The following is a 17,542-nucleotide window of genomic DNA, read 5'->3' on the forward strand; positions in this document are numbered from 1 at the left end:
TTTCCCCATGAGCGTTTTTGCGCAACAGCAACGCAAATGGTGGGCATTGCTCGGCGTGAGCATTGCCAGTTTTCTCGGCTGCGTCGATTTCACCATCGTCAACACGGCGCTGCCGGCCCTGCAGGCCGACCTCAACGCCTCGGTGGACAGCCTGCAGTGGGTGATCAACGGCTTCATCCTGGCGCTATCGAGCTTCATGGTACTGGTGGGCCGGCTGGCCGACCTGCACGGACGCAAGCGCGTTCTGTTCATCGGCCTGGGCGTGTTCGGGCTGGCCTCCCTGGGGGCCGGGCTGGCGAATGGCATCGACACGCTGGTCGCCGCACGGATTCTCCAGGGCGCCGCCTGCGCGGTGCTCTATACCGCGTCGGGGGCGATCGTCGCCAATACCTTCGACACTGCCGAGCAGGGCAAGGCCTTCGGCATCCTGTTCGGCGTCAACGGCGTCGGCCTGGCGGTAGGGCCGGTGTTGGGCGGGTTGATCACCAGTGCCTTCGGCTGGCAGTGGATCTTCCTGATCAACGTGCCCTTCGTCCTGCTGAGCCTGGGCATCAGCAGTTTCAGCGTCACTGAGTCGCGTTCCCAGGAGGAGGGCGCCCGGCTCGACTGGTTCGGGGCGGCGTTGCTGCTGGTCGGCTTGCCGAGCCTGGTGCTGGTGATCGTCCAGGGCGCCGCCTGGGGTTGGAGCACGCCGTTGACCCTGGGCCTGATTGCCTTGGCGGTGGTGGTGCTGGCGGCCTTCGTTGCGGTGGAGAAACGCGTGGCGGCACCGATCATCGACTTGCAGTTGTTCGCCAACCGGCGTTTTGTCGCCGGGGTCGTCGCCAGCTTCAGCCTGGCGGTGTTCTATTGCGTGGCGTTCTTCGTCATGCCGCTGTACCTGGCTCTGGTCCGCGGTGAAAGCGTACAGGCCAGCGGCCTGTTGTTGCTGCCGACGACCCTGGGCGTGGCGGTATTGTCGCCGGTGGTCGGACGCCTGGTGGACCGTAAAGGCCCGGCCTTGCTGATCAAGTCCGGCCTGCTGCTGTTCCTGCTGTCGGCGCTGCTGCAGGCCGGCTTCGACCGGCAGACGTCACTGGTGTACCTGCTGGCGGCATTCGTCGTCATGGGCCTGGGCTGGGCCAGTATTCTCGGCCCGTCGACGGTGCTGGGCCTGTCCTCGGTGCCGCAGAACGTCTCGTCGGTGGCCATGGGGTCGCTGATGACCCTGCACAATATCGGTGGTGGCCTGGGCCTGGCGGTCGGGGTGGGCATCTACCACGGGTTTTCCGGGCAAGCGGCGGATGACGTGCAAGGTGCCTTCATCCACGGCTATCGCGCGGTGATGCTGTTCCTGGCATTGGTGGTGGTGGCCGGTTGGGCGCTGGTCAGTGGCCTGTTGCGGGCCCCGGCGGCGCAGGCGCTGGCCGAGGGTTCCAGCCGTGGCTAGGCGCGCCGGGCAGATTCGCCTCGGCGCGTTTCTGTCGGGCGCCGGTGCCCATGGCGCCAGTTGGCGGCATCCGGATGCGGATGCCGACGCCTCGCTGAACGTGCAGCGCTACGTCGAATACGCCCAGGCCCTGGAACGGGGGCGATTCGATGCGTTGTTCCTCAACGACAATGTCGCGGTCGGCAGCCTCGATCCGCAGGTCCTCGCCCACAGTGCCCACAGCCTGCGCTGGGACCCGCTGACGCTGCTGCCGGCGTTGGCCATGACCACCCGGCATATCGGCCTGATCGCCACGGCCAACACCAGCTACAACGCGCCCTACAACCTCGCCCGCAGTTTCGCCTCGCTGGATCACCTGTCCGGCGGTCGCGCCGGCTGGAATCTGGTGACTGCGCTGATCGGTGGCGAGAACTTCAACCGTGACGAGCACCTGGAGCACGCCGAGCGTTACCAGCGCGCAGAGGAGTTCTTCGAGGTGGTCAGCGGGTTGTGGGACAGCTGGGCCGATGATGCCTTCGTGCGGGACAAGGCCTCCGGGCTCTGGCTCGATGTGGCGAAGATGCGCGTGCTGGAGCATCAGGGCCGGCACTTCCAGGTGCGCGGCCCGCTGAACGCGCCACGGCCATTGCAGGGCTGGCCGGTGATCGCCCAGGCCGGCTCCTCCGAGGCCGGGCGCGAGCTGGCGGCGCGAACGGCGGAACTGGTGTTCACCGCGCAGCAGACGCTGGAGGATGGCCAGGCCTTCTACACCGACCTCAAGGCACGCCTGGCGCGGCATGGCCGTGATGAGGATGCGTTGAAAATTTTCCCCGGCATTGCGCCGACGGTGGGGCGGACCGTGAGCGAGGCCGAGGAAAAATACCAGGCCCTGCAGGAGCTACTCGATCCGCAGGCGCAGCTCAAGGGCCTGTCCTATCTGCTGGACCTTGGCTTCGACCTCTCGGCACTGCCACTCGATGCCCGGGTGCCGCTGCCGGCGCAGGTGTCGTCGACCGAGCGGCACAAGAGCCGCCAGCAGTTGGTCATTGAGCTGATTCGCCGTGAGCGCCCGACCGTGGCGCAATTGCTGCGCAGCCTGTCGGCCAGTGGGCATAAGGTGCTGGTGGGAACGCCGACGCAGATCGTCGACGAACTGGCCGCCTGGTACGAGGCCGAGGCGGCCGACGGTTTCAACGTGCTGTTTACCCATCTGCCGGGGGCCATCGACGATTTTGTCGAGGGGGTGGTGCCGCAGCTACAGCGGGTGGGCCTGTTCCGGCGCGAGTACGAAGGCCGCAGTTTGAGGGAAAACCTCGGCTTGCGGCGGATCGCCAATCGTCATTTTGTCGGGGCCGGCGGCTGAACGGCCGCCGCGTTCATTTCCACTGGTGAATCGGCCAGCCGGCCTTTTCCGCTTGTTCGCGCAGCACCGGGTCCGGGTTGACCACGTGCGGGTGATCGACCTTGAGCAGCAACGGCAGGTCGTTGCGCGAGTCGGAGTAGAAACTGGCGCCCTCGAGGTTTTCCCCTTCGGCGTCGAGCCATTCCAGCAGGCGGGTGATCTTGCCCTCGCGGTAGGTCAGGATGCCGGTGGTATGGCCGCTGTAGACGCCGTGCAGCACTTCCAGCTCGATGCCCAGTACTTCGTCGATGCCCAGGCGTTCGGCGATCGGCTTGACCAGGTGGGTGCCCGAGGCGGAGATCACCAGGATGCGGTCACCGGCGGCGCGGTGGGCGGCGATGGCGGTGCAGGCATCGCTGTAGATCAGCGGTTCGATCACGTCCTCGACCCACGGCTCGACAAGGTGCTCGATTTCCTCCGGGGTGCGCCCGGCCATTGGCTCCAGGCTGAACAGCATGAACTCTTCCATGGCCAGTTCGCCCTTGCTGTAGGCGTCCATCAGTTCGTTGTTGCGGCGCATGAACGATTCCGGGTCGACCCAGCCCAGGCGGCCCATCTGCTCGCTCCAGAGCGTGGCGCAGTCGCCGTGAATCAGGGTTTCATCCAGATCAAAAATTGCCAGGGCCATCAGTGCAGCTCTCTCTTCAAAGGGACAGGCTTCAAACGAGGCATCAGGCTACCTCACAAAGGGCCGTCGGATCGATGGACAGTGCCAGGCGTCGACCATCGGGGTGCAGGTCGGCGGCCGAGCGGTTGAGCACGTCGACTACCAGTTCGACGCCACGGGCCTCGATCCGGTAGCGAATGACGTTGCCCAGCAGGCTGTGGCCGCGGATCAGTGCGTCGAGCTCGCCGTCGGTGTGCAACTCGATGGCTTCCGGGCGGATGGCGATGCGGCTGCTGACCGGCCGTTGCAACAGGCGGCTGGCGGCGTCGGCCTCGAGCAGGTTGTAGTTGCCGATGAAACCGGCGGCGAACACGTCTACCGGCGCGGTGTAGAGCGATTCGGCGTCGCCGCTCTGGACGATCTGGCCCTGGTTCATCAGGAAGATCCGGTCACTCATGGTCAGGGCTTCTTCCTGGTCGTGGGTGACGAAAATGGTGGTCAGCCCCAGTTCGCGCTGGATCGCACGGATCTGCTCGCGCAGGTGCTTGCGGATCCGTGCGTCGAGGGCCGACAGCGGTTCGTCGAGCAGCAGCAGGCGCGGGCGGGTCACCAGTGAACGGGCCAGGGCCACGCGTTGGCACTGGCCGCCGGAGAGCTGATGCGGGTAACGGGCGGCGAAGTCGTGCAGTTCCACCAGCTTGAGGGCTTCGCTGACCCGCTTGTGGCTGTCGTCGGCGTTGACCTTTTGCATCTTCAGGCCGAAGGCGACGTTCTGTTCCACGGTCATGTTGGGAAACAGCGCATAGCTCTGGAACACCATGCCGATCGCGCGTTTCTGCGGGCTCAGCGGGACGATGTCCTGGCCGTCGAGCAGGATCTTGCCGCTGTCAACCGGGGTCAGGCCGGCAATGCAGCGCAGCAGGGTGGATTTGCCGCAACCGGACGGGCCGAGCAGGGTGATGAACTCGCCCTTGCCGATCTCGCAGTTGATGTCGCTGAACACGGTGGTGCCGGCGTAGGTCTTTTTCAGGTTCTGGACGCTGATGAAGCTCATTGGCTTTTGTCCTTGTTCAAACGGTTGGCGACCCAGGTCAGGACCAGGACGAAGAGAAAATAGGAGATCACCAGTGCGCTGGTGAAGTGACCGCTGCTGTTGCGCATGTTGTTCAGGTACACCTGCAGGGTTTCGTAGCGGGTGCCGACGAGGATGTTGGCGAACACGAACTCGCCGAACAGGAACGAGAACGACAGCAGCAACGCCACCATCAGGCCCTTGCGCAGGTTCGGCAGCACCACCAGGAACGCCGCCTGCCAGGTGCTGGCGCCGAGCAGGTGGGCGGCATCCATCAGGTCGCGCAGATTGATCGCCTGCAGGTTGTTGGTGATCGCCCGGTACATGAACGGCAGGGCCACGGTGAAGTAGCAGCCGATCAGAATCCACGGCGTGCCGACCATGGCCAGCGGCCCGGAGCCGTACAGTTGCAGCAGGCCCACCGAGGACACCACCGGCGGCACGGCGAAGGGCAGCAGGATCAGGATGTTCATCAACGCGTCGAGCCGCGGGAAGTGGTAGTGCACCACGAACAGCAGCGGTAGGATCAGCACCACCGACAGCACCAGCGAACCGACGCAGACGACCAGCGACTGGCCGAACGCGCTGAGAAAGCGCGGGTCGCTCCACAGTTGCAGGTACCACTTGACGGTGAAACCGCTGGGCAGCACGGTCGCCGACCAACTGCTGGCGATGGAATAGACGAAGGTCCCGAGCAGCGGCAGCAGCAGGATCAGGAACAGCAGGTAGACCACCACGCGGTGGTAGAGGCTGGCGGAGCCGGGTTCAGCGCGCGACATGGTGGCTCCTTTTCAACAGCCATTGATGGATGACGGTGACGAAGGTCATCAGCCCGACCAGGATCACTGCCAGTGCGCTGGCCATGTTCGGGTCGAGGCTGATGTCGCCGGACACCATTGCGGCGATGCGGATCGGCAGCACGTTGAAGTTGCCGGTGGTCAGGGCATAGACCGTGGCGTAGGCGCCCAGGGCGTTGGCCAGCAGGATCACGAAGGTACCGAGCAGTGCCGGGGTCAGTACCGGCAGGCCGATGTGCCGCCAGAACTGCCAGCCGTTGGCGCCGAGCAGCGCGGCGGACTCGCGCCAGTCTTCGCGAAGGGCGTCGAAGGCCGGGTAGAGCAGCAGTACGCCGAGGGGAATCTGGAAGTAGGTATAGAGAATGATCAGCCCGGTCTTCGAGTACAGGTTGAAGTCCTGGATGACCCCGGCCTGTTTCAGCAGGATGGTGATGGTGCCGTTGAAGCCGAGCAGGATGATGAAGGCGAAGGCCAGTGGTACGCCGGCGAAGTTGCTGGTCATGTTGGCGAAGGCGTTGACGAAGTCGCGCAGGCGCGAGTCGACCCGTCGCAGCGAGTAGGCGCCGAGCAGGGCAATGAGCATGCCGAACACGCTCGACCAGAAGCTGATCTCCAGGCTGTACTGGATGGCTTGCAGGTAGAACTTCGAACCGAAGATCTTGTTGAAATTGGCCAGCCCCCAGCCGTCGTCTTCCGACTGCAGGCTGTTGATCAGCACCCACACCAGCGGTGCGATCTCGAACACGATGAAGAACAGGGCAAATGGTGCCAGGCAGAGCAGGGCGAGCCATTTGCCACGGGTGATTGAATTCACTTCAACAGCTCCCGGCATACAGGTTTGTCGTGGTGCACGCCCAGCAGGGTGCAGATCGTGCCGCAGAGCTCGGTCTGCCGGGGGGCGGCATCGGGATTGAAACTGAAGGCGTCGCCGAGGACGAACAGCGGCACTTCCCGTTCCTCGGCCAGCAGGCCGTTGTGCGAACGGTCGTTGTTCATGCCGTGGTCGGCTGTTACCAGCACCTGGTAGCCGGCATCGAGCCAGCCTTGCAGGTAGTCGGCGAGGATGATGTCGGCCGAGCGCGCGCTGTTGCGATACTGGCTGCTGTCCAGGCCGTGCTTGTGGCCGGCGTCGTCGATGTTCATCGGGTGCACCAGCAGGAAGTTCGGCGCGTGTTGCAGGCGCAGGCTTTCGGCATCGGCGAGCAGATGGGAGTCGGGGTAGTGGTCCATCCAGTAGAAATGCCCGTGCTGGATCGGCAGGCTTTCGTTATGGGTGTGGCGATCACGGGCGGCGACGAAAGGCGAGCGGTTGTACAGCTCGCTGACCCAGTGATAGGCCGCCGCCGCAGTCCTGAGGCCGGCGTCGCGGGCGTAGTGGAATACGCTGCGCTGGTTGGACAGGCGCGTGACGTGGTTGTGCACGATGCCGCTGTGGATCGGCGCGACACCGGTCAGGATGCATTCGTAGAGCGGTCTGGAGAGCGAGGGCAACTCGCATTCCAGTTTGTACAGCGCTGCGCGTCCTGCGCCTGCGTAAGCCTGGAGATGGCCCATGGCGTGCCGGGCGACCTCGTGGTTCAGGCCATCGAGCACGACCAGGATGACGTTGTGCTGCATGAGCCGGGCCCCTGTTTCAAGGAGTATGCAAAAAACTGTAGGAGCGTGGCTTGCCCGCGAAGCTTTTATCGCCCTCTAGGGCCCTTTCGCGGGCAAGCCCTGCTCCTACAGTTCAGTGGTGTGCAACCGTCAGTTGTCGAGCATCACTGCATGTTGATGATGACTTCTTCCTGCCACTTCTGCGGCAGCGCCTTGGAGGTCTTCTCCCAGGCATCGGCATCCTTGATCGGGGTGACGTGCTTGTACTGCTCGTTAGGCAGCAGCTTGGCCTTCACGTCTTCCGGCAGGGTCAGGTGCTCTGCGCGGATCGGCCGGGCATTGCCACGGGCCAGGTTGATCTGCCCGGCGTCGCTGAAGATGTATTCGCGCGTCAGCTTGGCAGCGTTCGGGTGCTTGGCGTACTTGTTGATGATGGTGGTGTAGCCGGAAATCACCGAGCCATCCGACGGGATCAGCACCACATAGTCGTCCGGGCTGGCCATCTTGGCCTTGTAGCTCAGGCCGTTGAAGTCCCAGACCACGCCGACTTCCACTTCACCCTTTTCCATGGTGGCGATGGTCGGGTTGGCCAGCGACAGGCGACCCTGCTTGGCGATGTCGGCGAACAGCAGCAGTGCTGGCTGGATGTTCTTCTCGTCGCCACCATTGGCCAGTGCCGCGGCGAGGACGCCGTTGGCGGCCTGGGCCGCGGTGCTCACGTCACCGATGGAAACCTTGTATTTGCCACCCTTCAGGTCAGCCCAGCTCTTGGGCACTTCGGAGCCGTGCAGCAGCTTTTTGTTGACGATGAAGGCGATGGTGCCGGTGTAGGCCAGCGCCCAGTTGCCGTCCTGGTCCTTGGCCCAGGCCGGAACCTGTTCCCAGGTGCTTGGCTTGTACGGCTGGGTCACGCCCTGCTTGGTCGCGATCGGGCCGAAGGCCGCACCGACGTCGCCGATATCGGCGCTGGCGTTGTCTTTCTCGGCGGCGAACTTGGCAATTTCCTGGGCCGAACTCATGTCGGTGTCGATGTGCTTGAGGCCGTACTTGTCGCTCAGGTCCTTCCAGGTGCCGGCCCAGTTCGCCCAGTCATCGGGCATGCCGACGCTGTTGACGGCACCTTCTTTCTTGGCGGCGGCCTCCAGGGCCTGCAAATCGGTACCGGCGGCCATGGCGCTGGTGCACAGGGCGATGGTCGAGCCTAACAGTGATGCCAGGAAAAGCTGTTTCATCCGAAGCTCCTTTGGGCGTTGTTCAACGCGAAGATCTTGATCGACAGTTTTTATATGCGTAGTGCGGCGGTTGGACGTTTGGTCTAGGTCAGCAATACCTGAGCCAATTTAAGCCTGCTGGATGACACTTTAATGTCGGCATCGGTCCTGCAAGGTTTTTCCCCAATCGCACCCGTGACCGCCGAAGTAAGCGTAGACCATTTGTAAGTGACTGATATTTATAGAACTTAATGTTATTAGACGACCGTCCCCGTGCACCGTTTCGTCGCTTTGTCACATATCAGTCATGAGCATTGCCTAGGCTGGGTGCTGCAACCGGAGACCGTGGTGCTGCGCGGTCCTGCCCCGAAACAGTGCTGGACTAGTCCAGATAGGTAACGTTGATGCGTGAAGAGGCACCCAAGGCGGTGACAGCCATCGGTCTGGCGCTCCATGAGCAGATCGAACACGGGCTATTGCCTGGCGGAAGCAAGCTGCCGGCCGAGCGCAAGCTCAGCGAACTGTTCAGCACCACCCGGATCACCGTGCGCGAGGCGTTGCTGCAACTGGAAGCCCAGGGCCTGATCTACCGCGAGGAGCGCCGCGGCTGGTTCGTCTCGCCGCCCCGGCTGGCCTACAACCTGATGCAGCGTAGCCACTTTCATGCGATGGTCAGTGCCCAGGGGCGGGTGCCTTCCACCCAGGTACTGTCGGCACGGCTGCAGCCGGCGTCGGCGGCGGTGTGCGAGTGGTTGCAGCTGCCGGCGCTGTCCAGCGTGATCCAGGTCTGTCGGATACGGCGGATCGACGAACGGCAGGTGCTGTATGTCGAGCACTACCTCAACCCGCAGTACTTTCCGGGGATTCTCGAGTTCGACCTGAACCAGTCGATCACCGAACTGTATGCCCGCCACTACGACCTGCACTATGGCCGGGTGCGCTTCGAGATCGTGCCGACCTCATTGCCACTGGAGGCTGCCGCGGCGTTGCGGGTGTCCTCCGGCAGCCCGGGGTTGCGCATTGCCCGGGTCAACTACGACCAGCACCAGCGACTGATCGACTGCGACCTGGAGTTCTGGCGGCATGATGCGATTCATGTCGGGGTGGATGTGGTCTGATCGCTGCTGGCTGCTGGCTGCTGGCTGCTAGCTGGAGTGGCTTTTGTGGCGAGCGGGCTTGCCCGCGCTGGGGGGCAACGCCCCCCTGAATCCAAATCCCCGTTACATCAGGCAGACCCCATTCCCAGGTCTCGCGATTGCTGCGCAATCGAGCGCGGGCAAGCCCGCTCGCCACATGTGTGCAAAATCCGGCTTATTCTTTTTCTGCGCCACCACCGGCCGTGACCACCTGCACGCTCAGGCGCGGGGTCGCCAGGTCCAGGCCGGATTCGTCCATGGTCCGTTTCAGCGCCAGGTTGAAGGCCCGCGACACTTCCCACTGCTTGATCGGCGCGGTCTTGAAGCGGGCCCGCAGGATCGCGCTGCCGGACTCGAAGCTTTCCACGCCCTGGATTTCCAGCGGCGACCAGATGTTGCGCCGCTGCAGCGGGTCGGTACGCATCTTCTGGCCGACATCGCGCATCAGCTTGATCGCATCGTCGATCGCCATGTTGTAGGGAATCGCCACCCGGAAGATCGCGTAGCCGAACTCCCGTGAGTAGTTCTTGATGCTCTTGATCTCGCTGAACGGAATGGTATGGACGATGCCGTCGATGTCCCGCAGCCGCACGGTACGGATGGTCAGGCCCTCGACAGTGCCCAGGTGTCCACCGACGTCGACGTAGTCGTCGATGGCCAGGGAATCCTCGATGATGATGAACAGGCCGGTGATCAGGTCCGCCACCAGCGACTGTGCACCGAAACCGATGGCCAGGCCGATCACGCCGGCACCGGCCAGCAGGGGCGTGACGTTCATGCCCATGTTCGCCAGGGCGACGATCAGCGCGATGATGAAGATCGCCACGAACAGCACGTTGCGGATCAGCGGCATCATGGTCTGCGCCCGGGCATTGGCCAGGCCCTTGCGCGAGCGGGTCAGGGCGTGGTGCACGGCGGTGTCGGCGAGAATCCAGATCAGCCAGGCGAAGATCAGGGTACCGCCGAGGCTGAACAGGCGGATGCTGACCTCGTGGCCTTCGCCCTCGGTGAAGCGGATCAGCGACATGCCCCAGACCCGCAGGCCCAGCTCGATGAACACCAGCCAGACCAGCAGGTGCACCAGGGTGTAGCAGAAACTCTTCAGTCGTTCGGAATACAGCGTGTGGCGCTTGTGCCCGCGCTGGGGCCTGAGGGCGTGGCGCCGGACCAGGCCGTTGATCACCATGCACAGCACCACCAGCACGGTGCAGATCAGCGACTGGCGCAGGGCAGTGCTGGTGTCGCCTGCGGAGAAGAAGGTCGCGAACAGCGAAATCGCCACGAGGATCAGCGCTGGGACGAACCAGAAGCTGCCGAGGATATCGATGGTGTCGCTCAGGGCACGCCGGGTTAGGCGCCGGGACAGCGGCTGGTTGCGGATCAGGTGGGCGATAGGGCGGCGGAAACGCAGGATGAACAGCCCGGTGGAAAGGGCCGCCATGACGTTGATGAAGGTCGCGGCAGTGTGGGCCAGGTGGCTGCCGAGACTGGCGATCAGGCGTGGGTCGCCCAGGGCCTCGCCAAACGCGGCGAAACTGCCGACCAGCCACAACGGGCGGAACGCCCGGCGCCGGAGGATGTGTAGCGCCTGGTGGCGGTGTGGGCCATCGAGCAGCGAGAAGGCGATCACGCAGATCGCCGAGAAGCAGGTGCCGACCACCAGCGCATAGGCCAGGGCCATCGCCAGGTCCTTGCCCAGGGACGAGGGCAGGGCGTAGGTCAGGTAGACGGTGATCAGCAGCGCGATCATCCACGGGCCGAGCTTGCGCAGGGCGAAGCGCAGCAGGTCGACGGTGCGCGGGTGTTGCGGCAACTCTTCGGTCAGACCGAAACGCAGGCGTACCCGGTGGCCGAGCCAGATCATCGCCCAGGCGAGGCAGCTCCAGAGCAGCAGGATCAGGGCGAACGCCGAGATGATCGGCAGCCATTCACTGGCCGGGAGCATCAGCGCCAGCATTTCCTGCTTGGCCTGGTCGAACTCCAGCGACCAGCGATTGAGCGGACTGTCACTGCCGGTGAACTGCTTTTCAAAGTCGGCCAGAGTGCTGCCGATCAGCCCCAGTACCCCTTCTTCGGCGGCGGGTTGTGCCTTCTTCGTGCTGTCCCGGAGCTTTTTCAGGTCGCTGAGCAACTTGCTGCGTTGCTGGTCGTTCTCCAGGTTCTTGATCACCTCGTCGAGGGACTGGGCCAGCGGCTCGGTAGGTTGCGGCTGGGTTTTCTCGGCGCTGCCCAACAGGCTGGGCAGGCCGACGGCCTGGGCAGGGGCGAGGGGCAGCAGCGTCAATAGACAGATGAACAGGCAGGTGCGCAGGGCAAGGAGACGGGATAACACTAGGCAATCAACCATACAGATGCGGATCGACCGAGTGTACGCCAGCCCCGGGCTGCGCGCATTTATTCAGCCAGTTTGGCGAGGATCTTGTAGACCACCGTGGCGAGGATCAACAGCATGCCCAGCCACATCAACACCGGGCCGGAGCGGCCCTCGCGGAAGCTGAACCCCACGGCCAGCAACAGCATGCCTCCCAGGATCGGGATGAGCATCGAGTGAAACTCGAACGGTGTGATCATGACGACGGCCTTGTCGAAGGGATACACATTCAGTTTAGGTCGGTTTGGCGGAGGAGGAGTTGATGTGTATCAGGCGTGATCAGGCCGGCTGATGGGGCCTGATGCAGAGGGAAGGGTAGATAGTGTGGGGGCAGGATAAATCCTGCTCCCACAGCCCTGAGTGTTGCTGTGGCCCAGGGGTTGCTCTCGGGCTCAGGGGTTGCCCTGGGACTCAGGGCAGTTCGTGGCTGGCGTAGAACGCGCTCAGGACTTTCACCAGGTGTGCCAGGTCGTGGCTGCCCGCCAGTTCGCGGATCGAGTGCATGGCGAAGGTCGGCAGGCCGATATCCACGGTGCGCACGCCCAGGTGGCTGGCGGTGATCGGGCCGATGGTCGAGCCGCAACCCATGTCGCTGCGCACCACGAAGCTTTGCACCGGGACTTCCTCGGCCATGCACAGGTGGCGGAAGAACCCGGCGGTTTCGCTGTTGGTGGCGTAGCGCTGGTTGTTGTTGACCTTGATCACCGGGCCGGCGTTGAGTTTCGGGCCGTGGTTGGCGTCGTGCTTCTCGGCGTAGTTGGGGTGTACACCATGGGCGTTGTCGGCCGAAACCAGCAGCGAGCGTTGAATTGTGCGCACGTAGTCCTCGCCTTCCGGCAGCAGGCGGCGCAGGGTCTGTTCGAGCATCGGGCCGTCGGCGCCGCAGGCGGAGCAGGACCCGACTTCCTCATGGTCGTTGCAGACCAGCACGCAGGTTTCCTCGCTGTCGGCGTTGAGCAGCGCCTGCAGGCCGGCGTAGCAGGACAGCAGGTTGTCCAGGCGGGCGCCGGCGATGAAGTCGCCGTTGAGGCCGATCACCGCAGCGCTCTGGGTGTCGTAGAAGCTCAGCTCGTAATCGAGCACCACGTCGGCGCTGAGACCGTGTTCGCGGGCCAGTTGGTCGGTGACGACGGCGCGGAAATCCACGCGCTCGTCGCCGGCGAACTGCGCGAGGATCGGCGGCAGTTCGTTCTGCGGATTGATCGCCCAGCCCTGGTTGGCCTCACGGTTGAGGTGAATGGCCAGGTTGGGAATGGTCGCGATGGGCGCCTTGAAGTCGATCAGTTGGCTTTCGACCTTGCCGTCGCGGCGGAAGGTGACGCGGCCGGCCAGGGACAGGTCGCGGTCGAACCACGGTGCGAGCAGGGCGCCACCGTAGACTTCGACACCCAGTTGCCAGAAGCCCTGGCGCTGCAGCTCCGGCTGCGGCTTGACGCGCAGGCACGGGCTGTCGGTGTGGGCGCCGACCATGCGGATGCCGGCGAGCAGCGGTGAGGCCCGGCCGAGCTTGATGGCGATGATGGAAGAGTCGTTGCGGGTGACGTAGTAGCGACCATTGGCCTCGGTGTGCCAGGTGTCGCGCTCGTCGAGACGCTGGTAGCCGGCCGCTTCCAGGCGCTGGACCAGGCTGGCGGTGGCATGAAAGGGGGTGGGGGAGGCCTTGAGGAAGTCGATCAGGCCTTGGTTCAACTCTTCGCGCATAAGTGGCTCCAGACAGCAGTGCGCCAAGTCTACCGTATCTTGTAGGAGCAGGGCTTGCCCCGGGCGGCGATTCGACGAAGCTTTTAGCAGCCTCAAGGTCCCCTTCGCCGGCAAGCCGGGCTCCTACAGGACGTTTGTGGCGAGGGGGCTTGCCCCCGCTGGGCTGCAAGGCAGCCCCAAAAACAGACGGCCGCGTTATTCAGGGGGATCGAGCCGGTCAGGTTGCGACTGCTTTGCAGTCGAGCGGGGGCAAGCCCCCTCGCCACACGGTCTGCGTATGTCGTTCAGAACGGCGCCGGGCACTCGAAGCGCAGGCGTTCGCCGCTCTGCGGGTGGGTGAAGCTCAGCATGCTGGCATGCAGGCACAGCCGCGGCCAGGCTGCCAGCGCTTGCGGGTGGGCGTACAGGCCGTCACCCAGCAGCGGGTGACCGATCGACAGCATGTGCACCCGCAGTTGATGCGAGCGCCCGGTGATTGGGGTCAGTTCCACCCGGCACCAGTCGGCATGGCGCTCCAGCACTTTCCAGAAGGTCAGCGCATGTTTGCCGAACTCGTGGTCGACCACATGCCTCGGCTTGGTCGGCGGATCGTAGCGCAGCGGCAGGTCGATGCTACCGCTGTCCAGCTCCGGCTGGCCCCAGCAGAGCGCGGTATAGGCCTTCTCGGTCTCGCGGTCGTGAAACTGGCGCGACAGTTCGCGATGGGTATCGGGGTCGCGGGCCAGCAGGATGATGCCCGAGGTTTCCCAGTCCAGCCGGTGGACGATCAGGGCTTCGGGGTAGCCGTTTTCCTGCAGGCGGGTGATCAGGCAATCCTTGTTGTCATCGGCCCGGCCCGGGACGGAGAGCAACAGGGTCGGCTTGTCCACCACCAGCACGGCGGCGTCCTGATGGATGATGCGGATATTCGACAGCGGCATTAAAACGGTCTCGTAACAAACGCCAACGGCGGCCCGATGATGTTCACGATGCTGTCGTTGTGGGAACCGGCTTGCTGGCGATCATCTCGACGCGGTTTACCTGATAAACCGGGTTGAACCTATCGCCAGCAAGCCGGCTCCTACAACAGCATTGCATGAACATCACCGGGCCGCCGTGGCTCCGGCCGGATCGATCAACGATCAGGCAGGGTGATATTGAGTTCCAGGATCGAGCAACTGCCCTGGTTTTCCAAGGCGACGTGCACGTCATCGGACCCGATATTGACGTACTTGCGGATCACTTCCACCAGCTCCTGCTGCAGGGCGGGCAAGTAGTCCGGGGTGCTGCGTTGGCCGCGTTCGTGCGCCACAATGATCTGCAGACGCTCTTTCGCAACCGACGCGGTACTTACTTTTTTGTTGGCACGAAAGAAGTCAAAAAGGTTCATTGCTTAGTTGCCTCCAAACAGGCGCTCGAAGAATCCCTTCTTCTGTGCATCGAGGAAACGATGCTCGACGGTCTTGCCCAGCAGGCGGTCAACCGCATCGCTGTAGGCTTGGCCAGCATCGCTCTGGTCGTCGAGAATGACCGGTACGCCCTGGTTGGATGCCTTGAGCACCGCCTGGGATTCCGGGATGACGCCCAGCAGGGTCACGGCCAGGATTTCCTTGACGTCCTCGACGCCAAGCATTTCGCCCTTGCTCACGCGCTCCGGGTTGTAGCGGGTCAGCAGCAGGTGTTCCTTGATCGGCTCGCCACCTTGCTCGGCACGACGCGACTTGCTGGCCAGCAGGCCGAGCATGCGGTCGGAGTCGCGGACCGAAGACACTTCCGGGTTGGTCACGACGATGGCTTCGTCGGCGAAGTACATGGCCAGGTGGGCACCGGTCTCGATACCGGCCGGGGAGTCGCAGACCACGAACTCGAAGCTTTCCTTGAGTTCCATCAGGACCTTCTCGACGCCTTCCTTGGTCAGCGCGTCCTTGTCACGGGTCTGGCTGGCGGCCAGCACGTACAGGTTTTCCAGGCGCTTGTCCTTGATCAGGGCCTGCTGCAGGTTGGCTTCGCCGTTTACCACGTTGACGAAGTCGTACACCACGCGGCGCTCGCAGCCCATGATGAGGTCGAGGTTACGCAGGCCGACGTCGAAGTCGACGATGACTGTCTTGTGGCCGCGCAGCGCGAGGCCGGTACCGATGGCGGCGCTGGTGGTGGTCTTACCCACACCACCCTTGCCGGATGTAACCACGAGAATCTTGGCCAAGGTGTTTCACCCCTAAGGAAAAAGGACTCTTTACTAGCCCCTGAAGAACGTCGCTGAAAAACAACTGTAGTCGCATGGCTTGGCCCTGGAAGCGACGAAATGTTTAAAGTACCGGCGGTAATTTTTACATTTCGTGTTTTCCTAGACCCTTCAAGCCATTTTCGCTACGAAGAAGGCGACATTTCGGAAATGGCGGCAAGTATCCGTTAAAGACGGATGATGTTCAACACATCGCCGGACAAGCTGATCTGAACGCCCGAACCCCACAGCGGATCGCGGCGCAAATCCTCGGAAACCTTGTACTGGCCGGCAATCGAGACCAGTTCGGCACTCAGTTGCTGGCAGAAAATACGGGCCTTGGTGTCACCCTTGACGCCAGCCAGGGCACGACCACGCATTGGTCCGTAAACATGGATGTTGCCATCGGCCAGAAGTTCCGCGCCGGGGCTGACGGAAGAAACCACCACCAGGTCGCCACCCTGGGCATAGACCTGCTGGCCACCTCGTACCGGCGTGGTGATGATCCGCGTCGGCTTGACCGTTGGTTCCGGTGGTTTTTCCGGTATTTTCTTCACTTCGCCTTCGGTCGGATCGACCGGCCGCTCGCGCGCGCCGGACGGTGGCAGCACCGGCAGGTCGATGGCGATGGCGGCGGCGATATCTTCGATGCGGTTGGCACGGATCGCCAGGGTCCGCAGGCCGTGCTGGCGGCACACCCGCATCAGTCCGGGCAGGTCGACGGCGCCCTGGTCGGCAGGCAGTTTGTCCAGCGCCAGCACCAGCGGGGTATTGCTGAAGAAGTTCGGCGCCTGGATCACCTTGGCGGCCAGTTGGCGGTCGAGGGCTTCGAGGTTGTTCTGCGCCAGTTCCAGCACCGTGATGGCGAGCATGCTGCCCTTCAGCTGGAACACGGGATCCTGGTCTAGCGGTTCGGTTTGGCTCATGGTCGGCATAACGTTGCTTGTCGCTGAAAGTGCCGAGACTTATAACGAGAACGCCCGCGACCCGCAAGCCGCCGCGAACCGTTGTAGAATGCACGGCCCTGTGTTTGTCCGGAATCATTAATGGATCGCCCGCGTTTTCGAACCGCTTTTTTTCACCCACGCTACTGGCTGCTCTGGTTGGGGCTGGGGCTGCTCTGGCTGATCGTCCAGCTGCCCTATGTGGCCCTGCTGCGGATCGGCCGCATCCTGGGTGCGCTGATGTACCGGGTCGCCGGCGAGCGTCGGCGGATTGCCGCGCGTAACCTCGAGCTGTGCTTCCCGGAAAAGTCCGCCGCCGAACGCACACGCCTGCTCAAGGAAAACTTTGCTTCCACCGGCATCGCCTTCTTTGAAATGGCCATGAGTTGGTGGTGGAGCAAGCCGCGCCTGGCGCGCCTGGCCCATGTCGAAGGGCTCGAGCATCTGCAGCAGGCCCAGCGCGAAGGCAAGGGCGTGATCCTGATGGCGTTGCATTTCACCACGCTGGAAATCGGCGCCGCACTGCTGGGCCAGCAACACACCATCGACGGCATGTACCGCGAGCACGGTAACGCGCTGTTCGATTTCATCCAGCGCCGTGGGCGCGAGCGGCACAACCTCGATTCGCTGGCGGTGGAGCGCGACGACGTGCGCGGAATGCTCAAGCTGCTGCGTTCCGGCCGGGCGATCTGGTATGCGCCGGACCAGGACTACGGGATCAAGCAGAGCATTTTCGTGCCGCTGTTCGGTATCCAGGCGGCGACCGTCACTGCTACCAGCAAGTTCGCCCGCCTGGGCAAGGCGCTGGTGGTGCCGTTCACCCAGGAGCGGCTGGCCGATGGCAGTGGCTATCGGCTGGTGATCCATCCGCCGCTGACGGACTTTCCGGCTGAGTCCGAGGAAGCCGACTGCCTGCGGATCAACCGCTGGGTCGAGGTTTCCTTGCGTGCCTGTCCCGAGCAATACCTGTGGACTCATCGGCGCTTCAAGAGCCGGCCGGCGGGAGAACCACGACTCTACGACAAAAAACGACGATAAGCGGGGGTTGCCCCTTGCTGTCGGGGAAGGGCCTGGTGTATCAGGTAGCTAGCTGA

The 17,542-nt window shown here is 63.6% G+C and carries 17 protein-coding genes; 4 read left to right on the top strand and 13 right to left on the bottom strand.

What is annotated here, in order from left to right:
- Positions 1 to 7 precede the first annotated feature (7 nt).
- Entirely contained in the window at positions 8 to 1,429 is a 1,422-nt protein-coding gene (locus tag AC6I6U_RS11755; protein WP_497882109.1) for an MFS transporter, read from the top strand.
- Positions 1,422 to 2,771 carry an LLM class flavin-dependent oxidoreductase gene (locus AC6I6U_RS11760; protein WP_497882110.1) on the top strand — a complete coding sequence of 450 codons (1,350 nt, stop codon included), beginning with the start codon at positions 1,422 to 1,424 and terminating at the stop codon, positions 2,769 to 2,771. Before AC6I6U_RS11755 ends, AC6I6U_RS11760 begins: the two co-directional genes overlap by 8 nt.
- 13 nt (positions 2,772 to 2,784) lie before the next feature.
- On the opposite strand, the gene AC6I6U_RS11765 is transcribed toward AC6I6U_RS11760, so the two are convergent.
- From AC6I6U_RS11765 to AC6I6U_RS11790, 6 genes are all read right to left on the bottom strand, one after another.
- On the bottom strand, positions 2,785 to 3,438 hold the full coding sequence (locus tag AC6I6U_RS11765; protein ID WP_497882111.1) for an HAD family hydrolase: 654 nt from the start codon (positions 3,436 to 3,438) through the stop codon (positions 2,785 to 2,787).
- Between the two features lie 43 nt (positions 3,439 to 3,481).
- Positions 3,482 to 4,471 carry an ABC transporter ATP-binding protein gene (locus AC6I6U_RS11770; RefSeq protein ID WP_497882112.1) on the bottom strand — a complete coding sequence of 330 codons (990 nt, stop codon included), beginning with the start codon at positions 4,469 to 4,471 and terminating at the stop codon, positions 3,482 to 3,484.
- The gene (locus tag AC6I6U_RS11775) at positions 4,468 to 5,268 is read right to left on the bottom strand and encodes an ABC transporter permease (protein WP_497882113.1); all 801 of its coding nucleotides are present in this window, start codon (positions 5,266 to 5,268) and stop codon (positions 4,468 to 4,470) included. Before AC6I6U_RS11775 ends, AC6I6U_RS11770 begins: the two co-directional genes overlap by 4 nt.
- Positions 5,255 to 6,100, bottom strand: a complete 846-nt coding sequence (locus AC6I6U_RS11780) for an ABC transporter permease (protein WP_497882114.1) — start codon at positions 6,098 to 6,100, stop codon at positions 5,255 to 5,257. The genes AC6I6U_RS11775 and AC6I6U_RS11780 overlap by 14 nt, the downstream gene beginning before the upstream one ends.
- Positions 6,097 to 6,903: an alkaline phosphatase family protein gene (locus AC6I6U_RS11785; protein WP_497882115.1), complete on the bottom strand. Its 807-nt coding sequence runs from the start codon at positions 6,901 to 6,903 to the stop codon at positions 6,097 to 6,099. Before AC6I6U_RS11785 ends, AC6I6U_RS11780 begins: the two co-directional genes overlap by 4 nt.
- A gap of 143 nt (positions 6,904 to 7,046) precedes the next feature.
- Positions 7,047 to 8,114 (bottom strand): ABC transporter substrate-binding protein, encoded by a 1,068-nt coding sequence (locus AC6I6U_RS11790; RefSeq protein WP_497882116.1) that lies wholly within the window; start codon positions 8,112 to 8,114, stop codon positions 7,047 to 7,049.
- A gap of 383 nt (positions 8,115 to 8,497) precedes the next feature.
- Here AC6I6U_RS11790 and AC6I6U_RS11795 point away from each other — a divergent pair, with 383 nt between their 5' ends.
- Positions 8,498 to 9,211 (top strand): UTRA domain-containing protein, encoded by a 714-nt coding sequence (locus tag AC6I6U_RS11795; protein WP_497882117.1) that lies wholly within the window; start codon positions 8,498 to 8,500, stop codon positions 9,209 to 9,211.
- Between the two features lie 193 nt (positions 9,212 to 9,404).
- Here AC6I6U_RS11795 and AC6I6U_RS11800 read toward each other — a convergent pair whose 3' ends face one another.
- The 7 genes from AC6I6U_RS11800 to minC form a co-directional block, all read right to left on the bottom strand.
- Positions 9,405 to 11,576 carry a mechanosensitive ion channel family protein gene (locus AC6I6U_RS11800; RefSeq protein WP_497882118.1) on the bottom strand — a complete coding sequence of 724 codons (2,172 nt, stop codon included), beginning with the start codon at positions 11,574 to 11,576 and terminating at the stop codon, positions 9,405 to 9,407.
- 47 nt (positions 11,577 to 11,623) lie between these two features.
- Positions 11,624 to 11,800 (bottom strand): hypothetical protein, encoded by a 177-nt coding sequence (locus tag AC6I6U_RS11805; RefSeq protein WP_497882119.1) that lies wholly within the window; start codon positions 11,798 to 11,800, stop codon positions 11,624 to 11,626.
- Between the two features lie 211 nt (positions 11,801 to 12,011).
- A complete protein-coding gene (locus tag AC6I6U_RS11810; protein WP_497882120.1) occupies positions 12,012 to 13,301 on the bottom strand; it encodes a M18 family aminopeptidase in 1,290 nt (429 codons plus the stop codon).
- Between the two features lie 284 nt (positions 13,302 to 13,585).
- Positions 13,586 to 14,221 carry an RluA family pseudouridine synthase gene (locus tag AC6I6U_RS11815; protein WP_010449126.1) on the bottom strand — a complete coding sequence of 212 codons (636 nt, stop codon included), beginning with the start codon at positions 14,219 to 14,221 and terminating at the stop codon, positions 13,586 to 13,588.
- 194 nt (positions 14,222 to 14,415) lie between these two features.
- Positions 14,416 to 14,670, bottom strand: coding sequence for a cell division topological specificity factor MinE (minE, locus tag AC6I6U_RS11820; protein ID WP_497882121.1), 255 nt, complete (start codon positions 14,668 to 14,670; stop codon positions 14,416 to 14,418).
- Positions 14,671 to 14,673: 3 nt separating this feature from the next.
- Positions 14,674 to 15,486 (bottom strand): septum site-determining protein MinD, encoded by an 813-nt coding sequence (gene minD / locus AC6I6U_RS11825; protein ID WP_017904738.1) that lies wholly within the window; start codon positions 15,484 to 15,486, stop codon positions 14,674 to 14,676.
- Between the two features lie 206 nt (positions 15,487 to 15,692).
- Positions 15,693 to 16,430, bottom strand: a complete 738-nt coding sequence (minC, locus tag AC6I6U_RS11830; protein WP_497882122.1) for a septum site-determining protein MinC — start codon at positions 16,428 to 16,430, stop codon at positions 15,693 to 15,695.
- 120 nt (positions 16,431 to 16,550) lie between these two features.
- On the opposite strand from minC, the gene AC6I6U_RS11835 reads away from it, so the two are divergent.
- Positions 16,551 to 17,486, top strand: coding sequence for a lipid A biosynthesis lauroyl acyltransferase (locus AC6I6U_RS11835; protein ID WP_497882123.1), 936 nt, complete (start codon positions 16,551 to 16,553; stop codon positions 17,484 to 17,486).
- The last annotated feature ends 56 nt before the right edge of the window (positions 17,487 to 17,542 follow it).

It is taken from the genome of Pseudomonas sp. UTLPPB19802 (assembly GCF_059730225.1).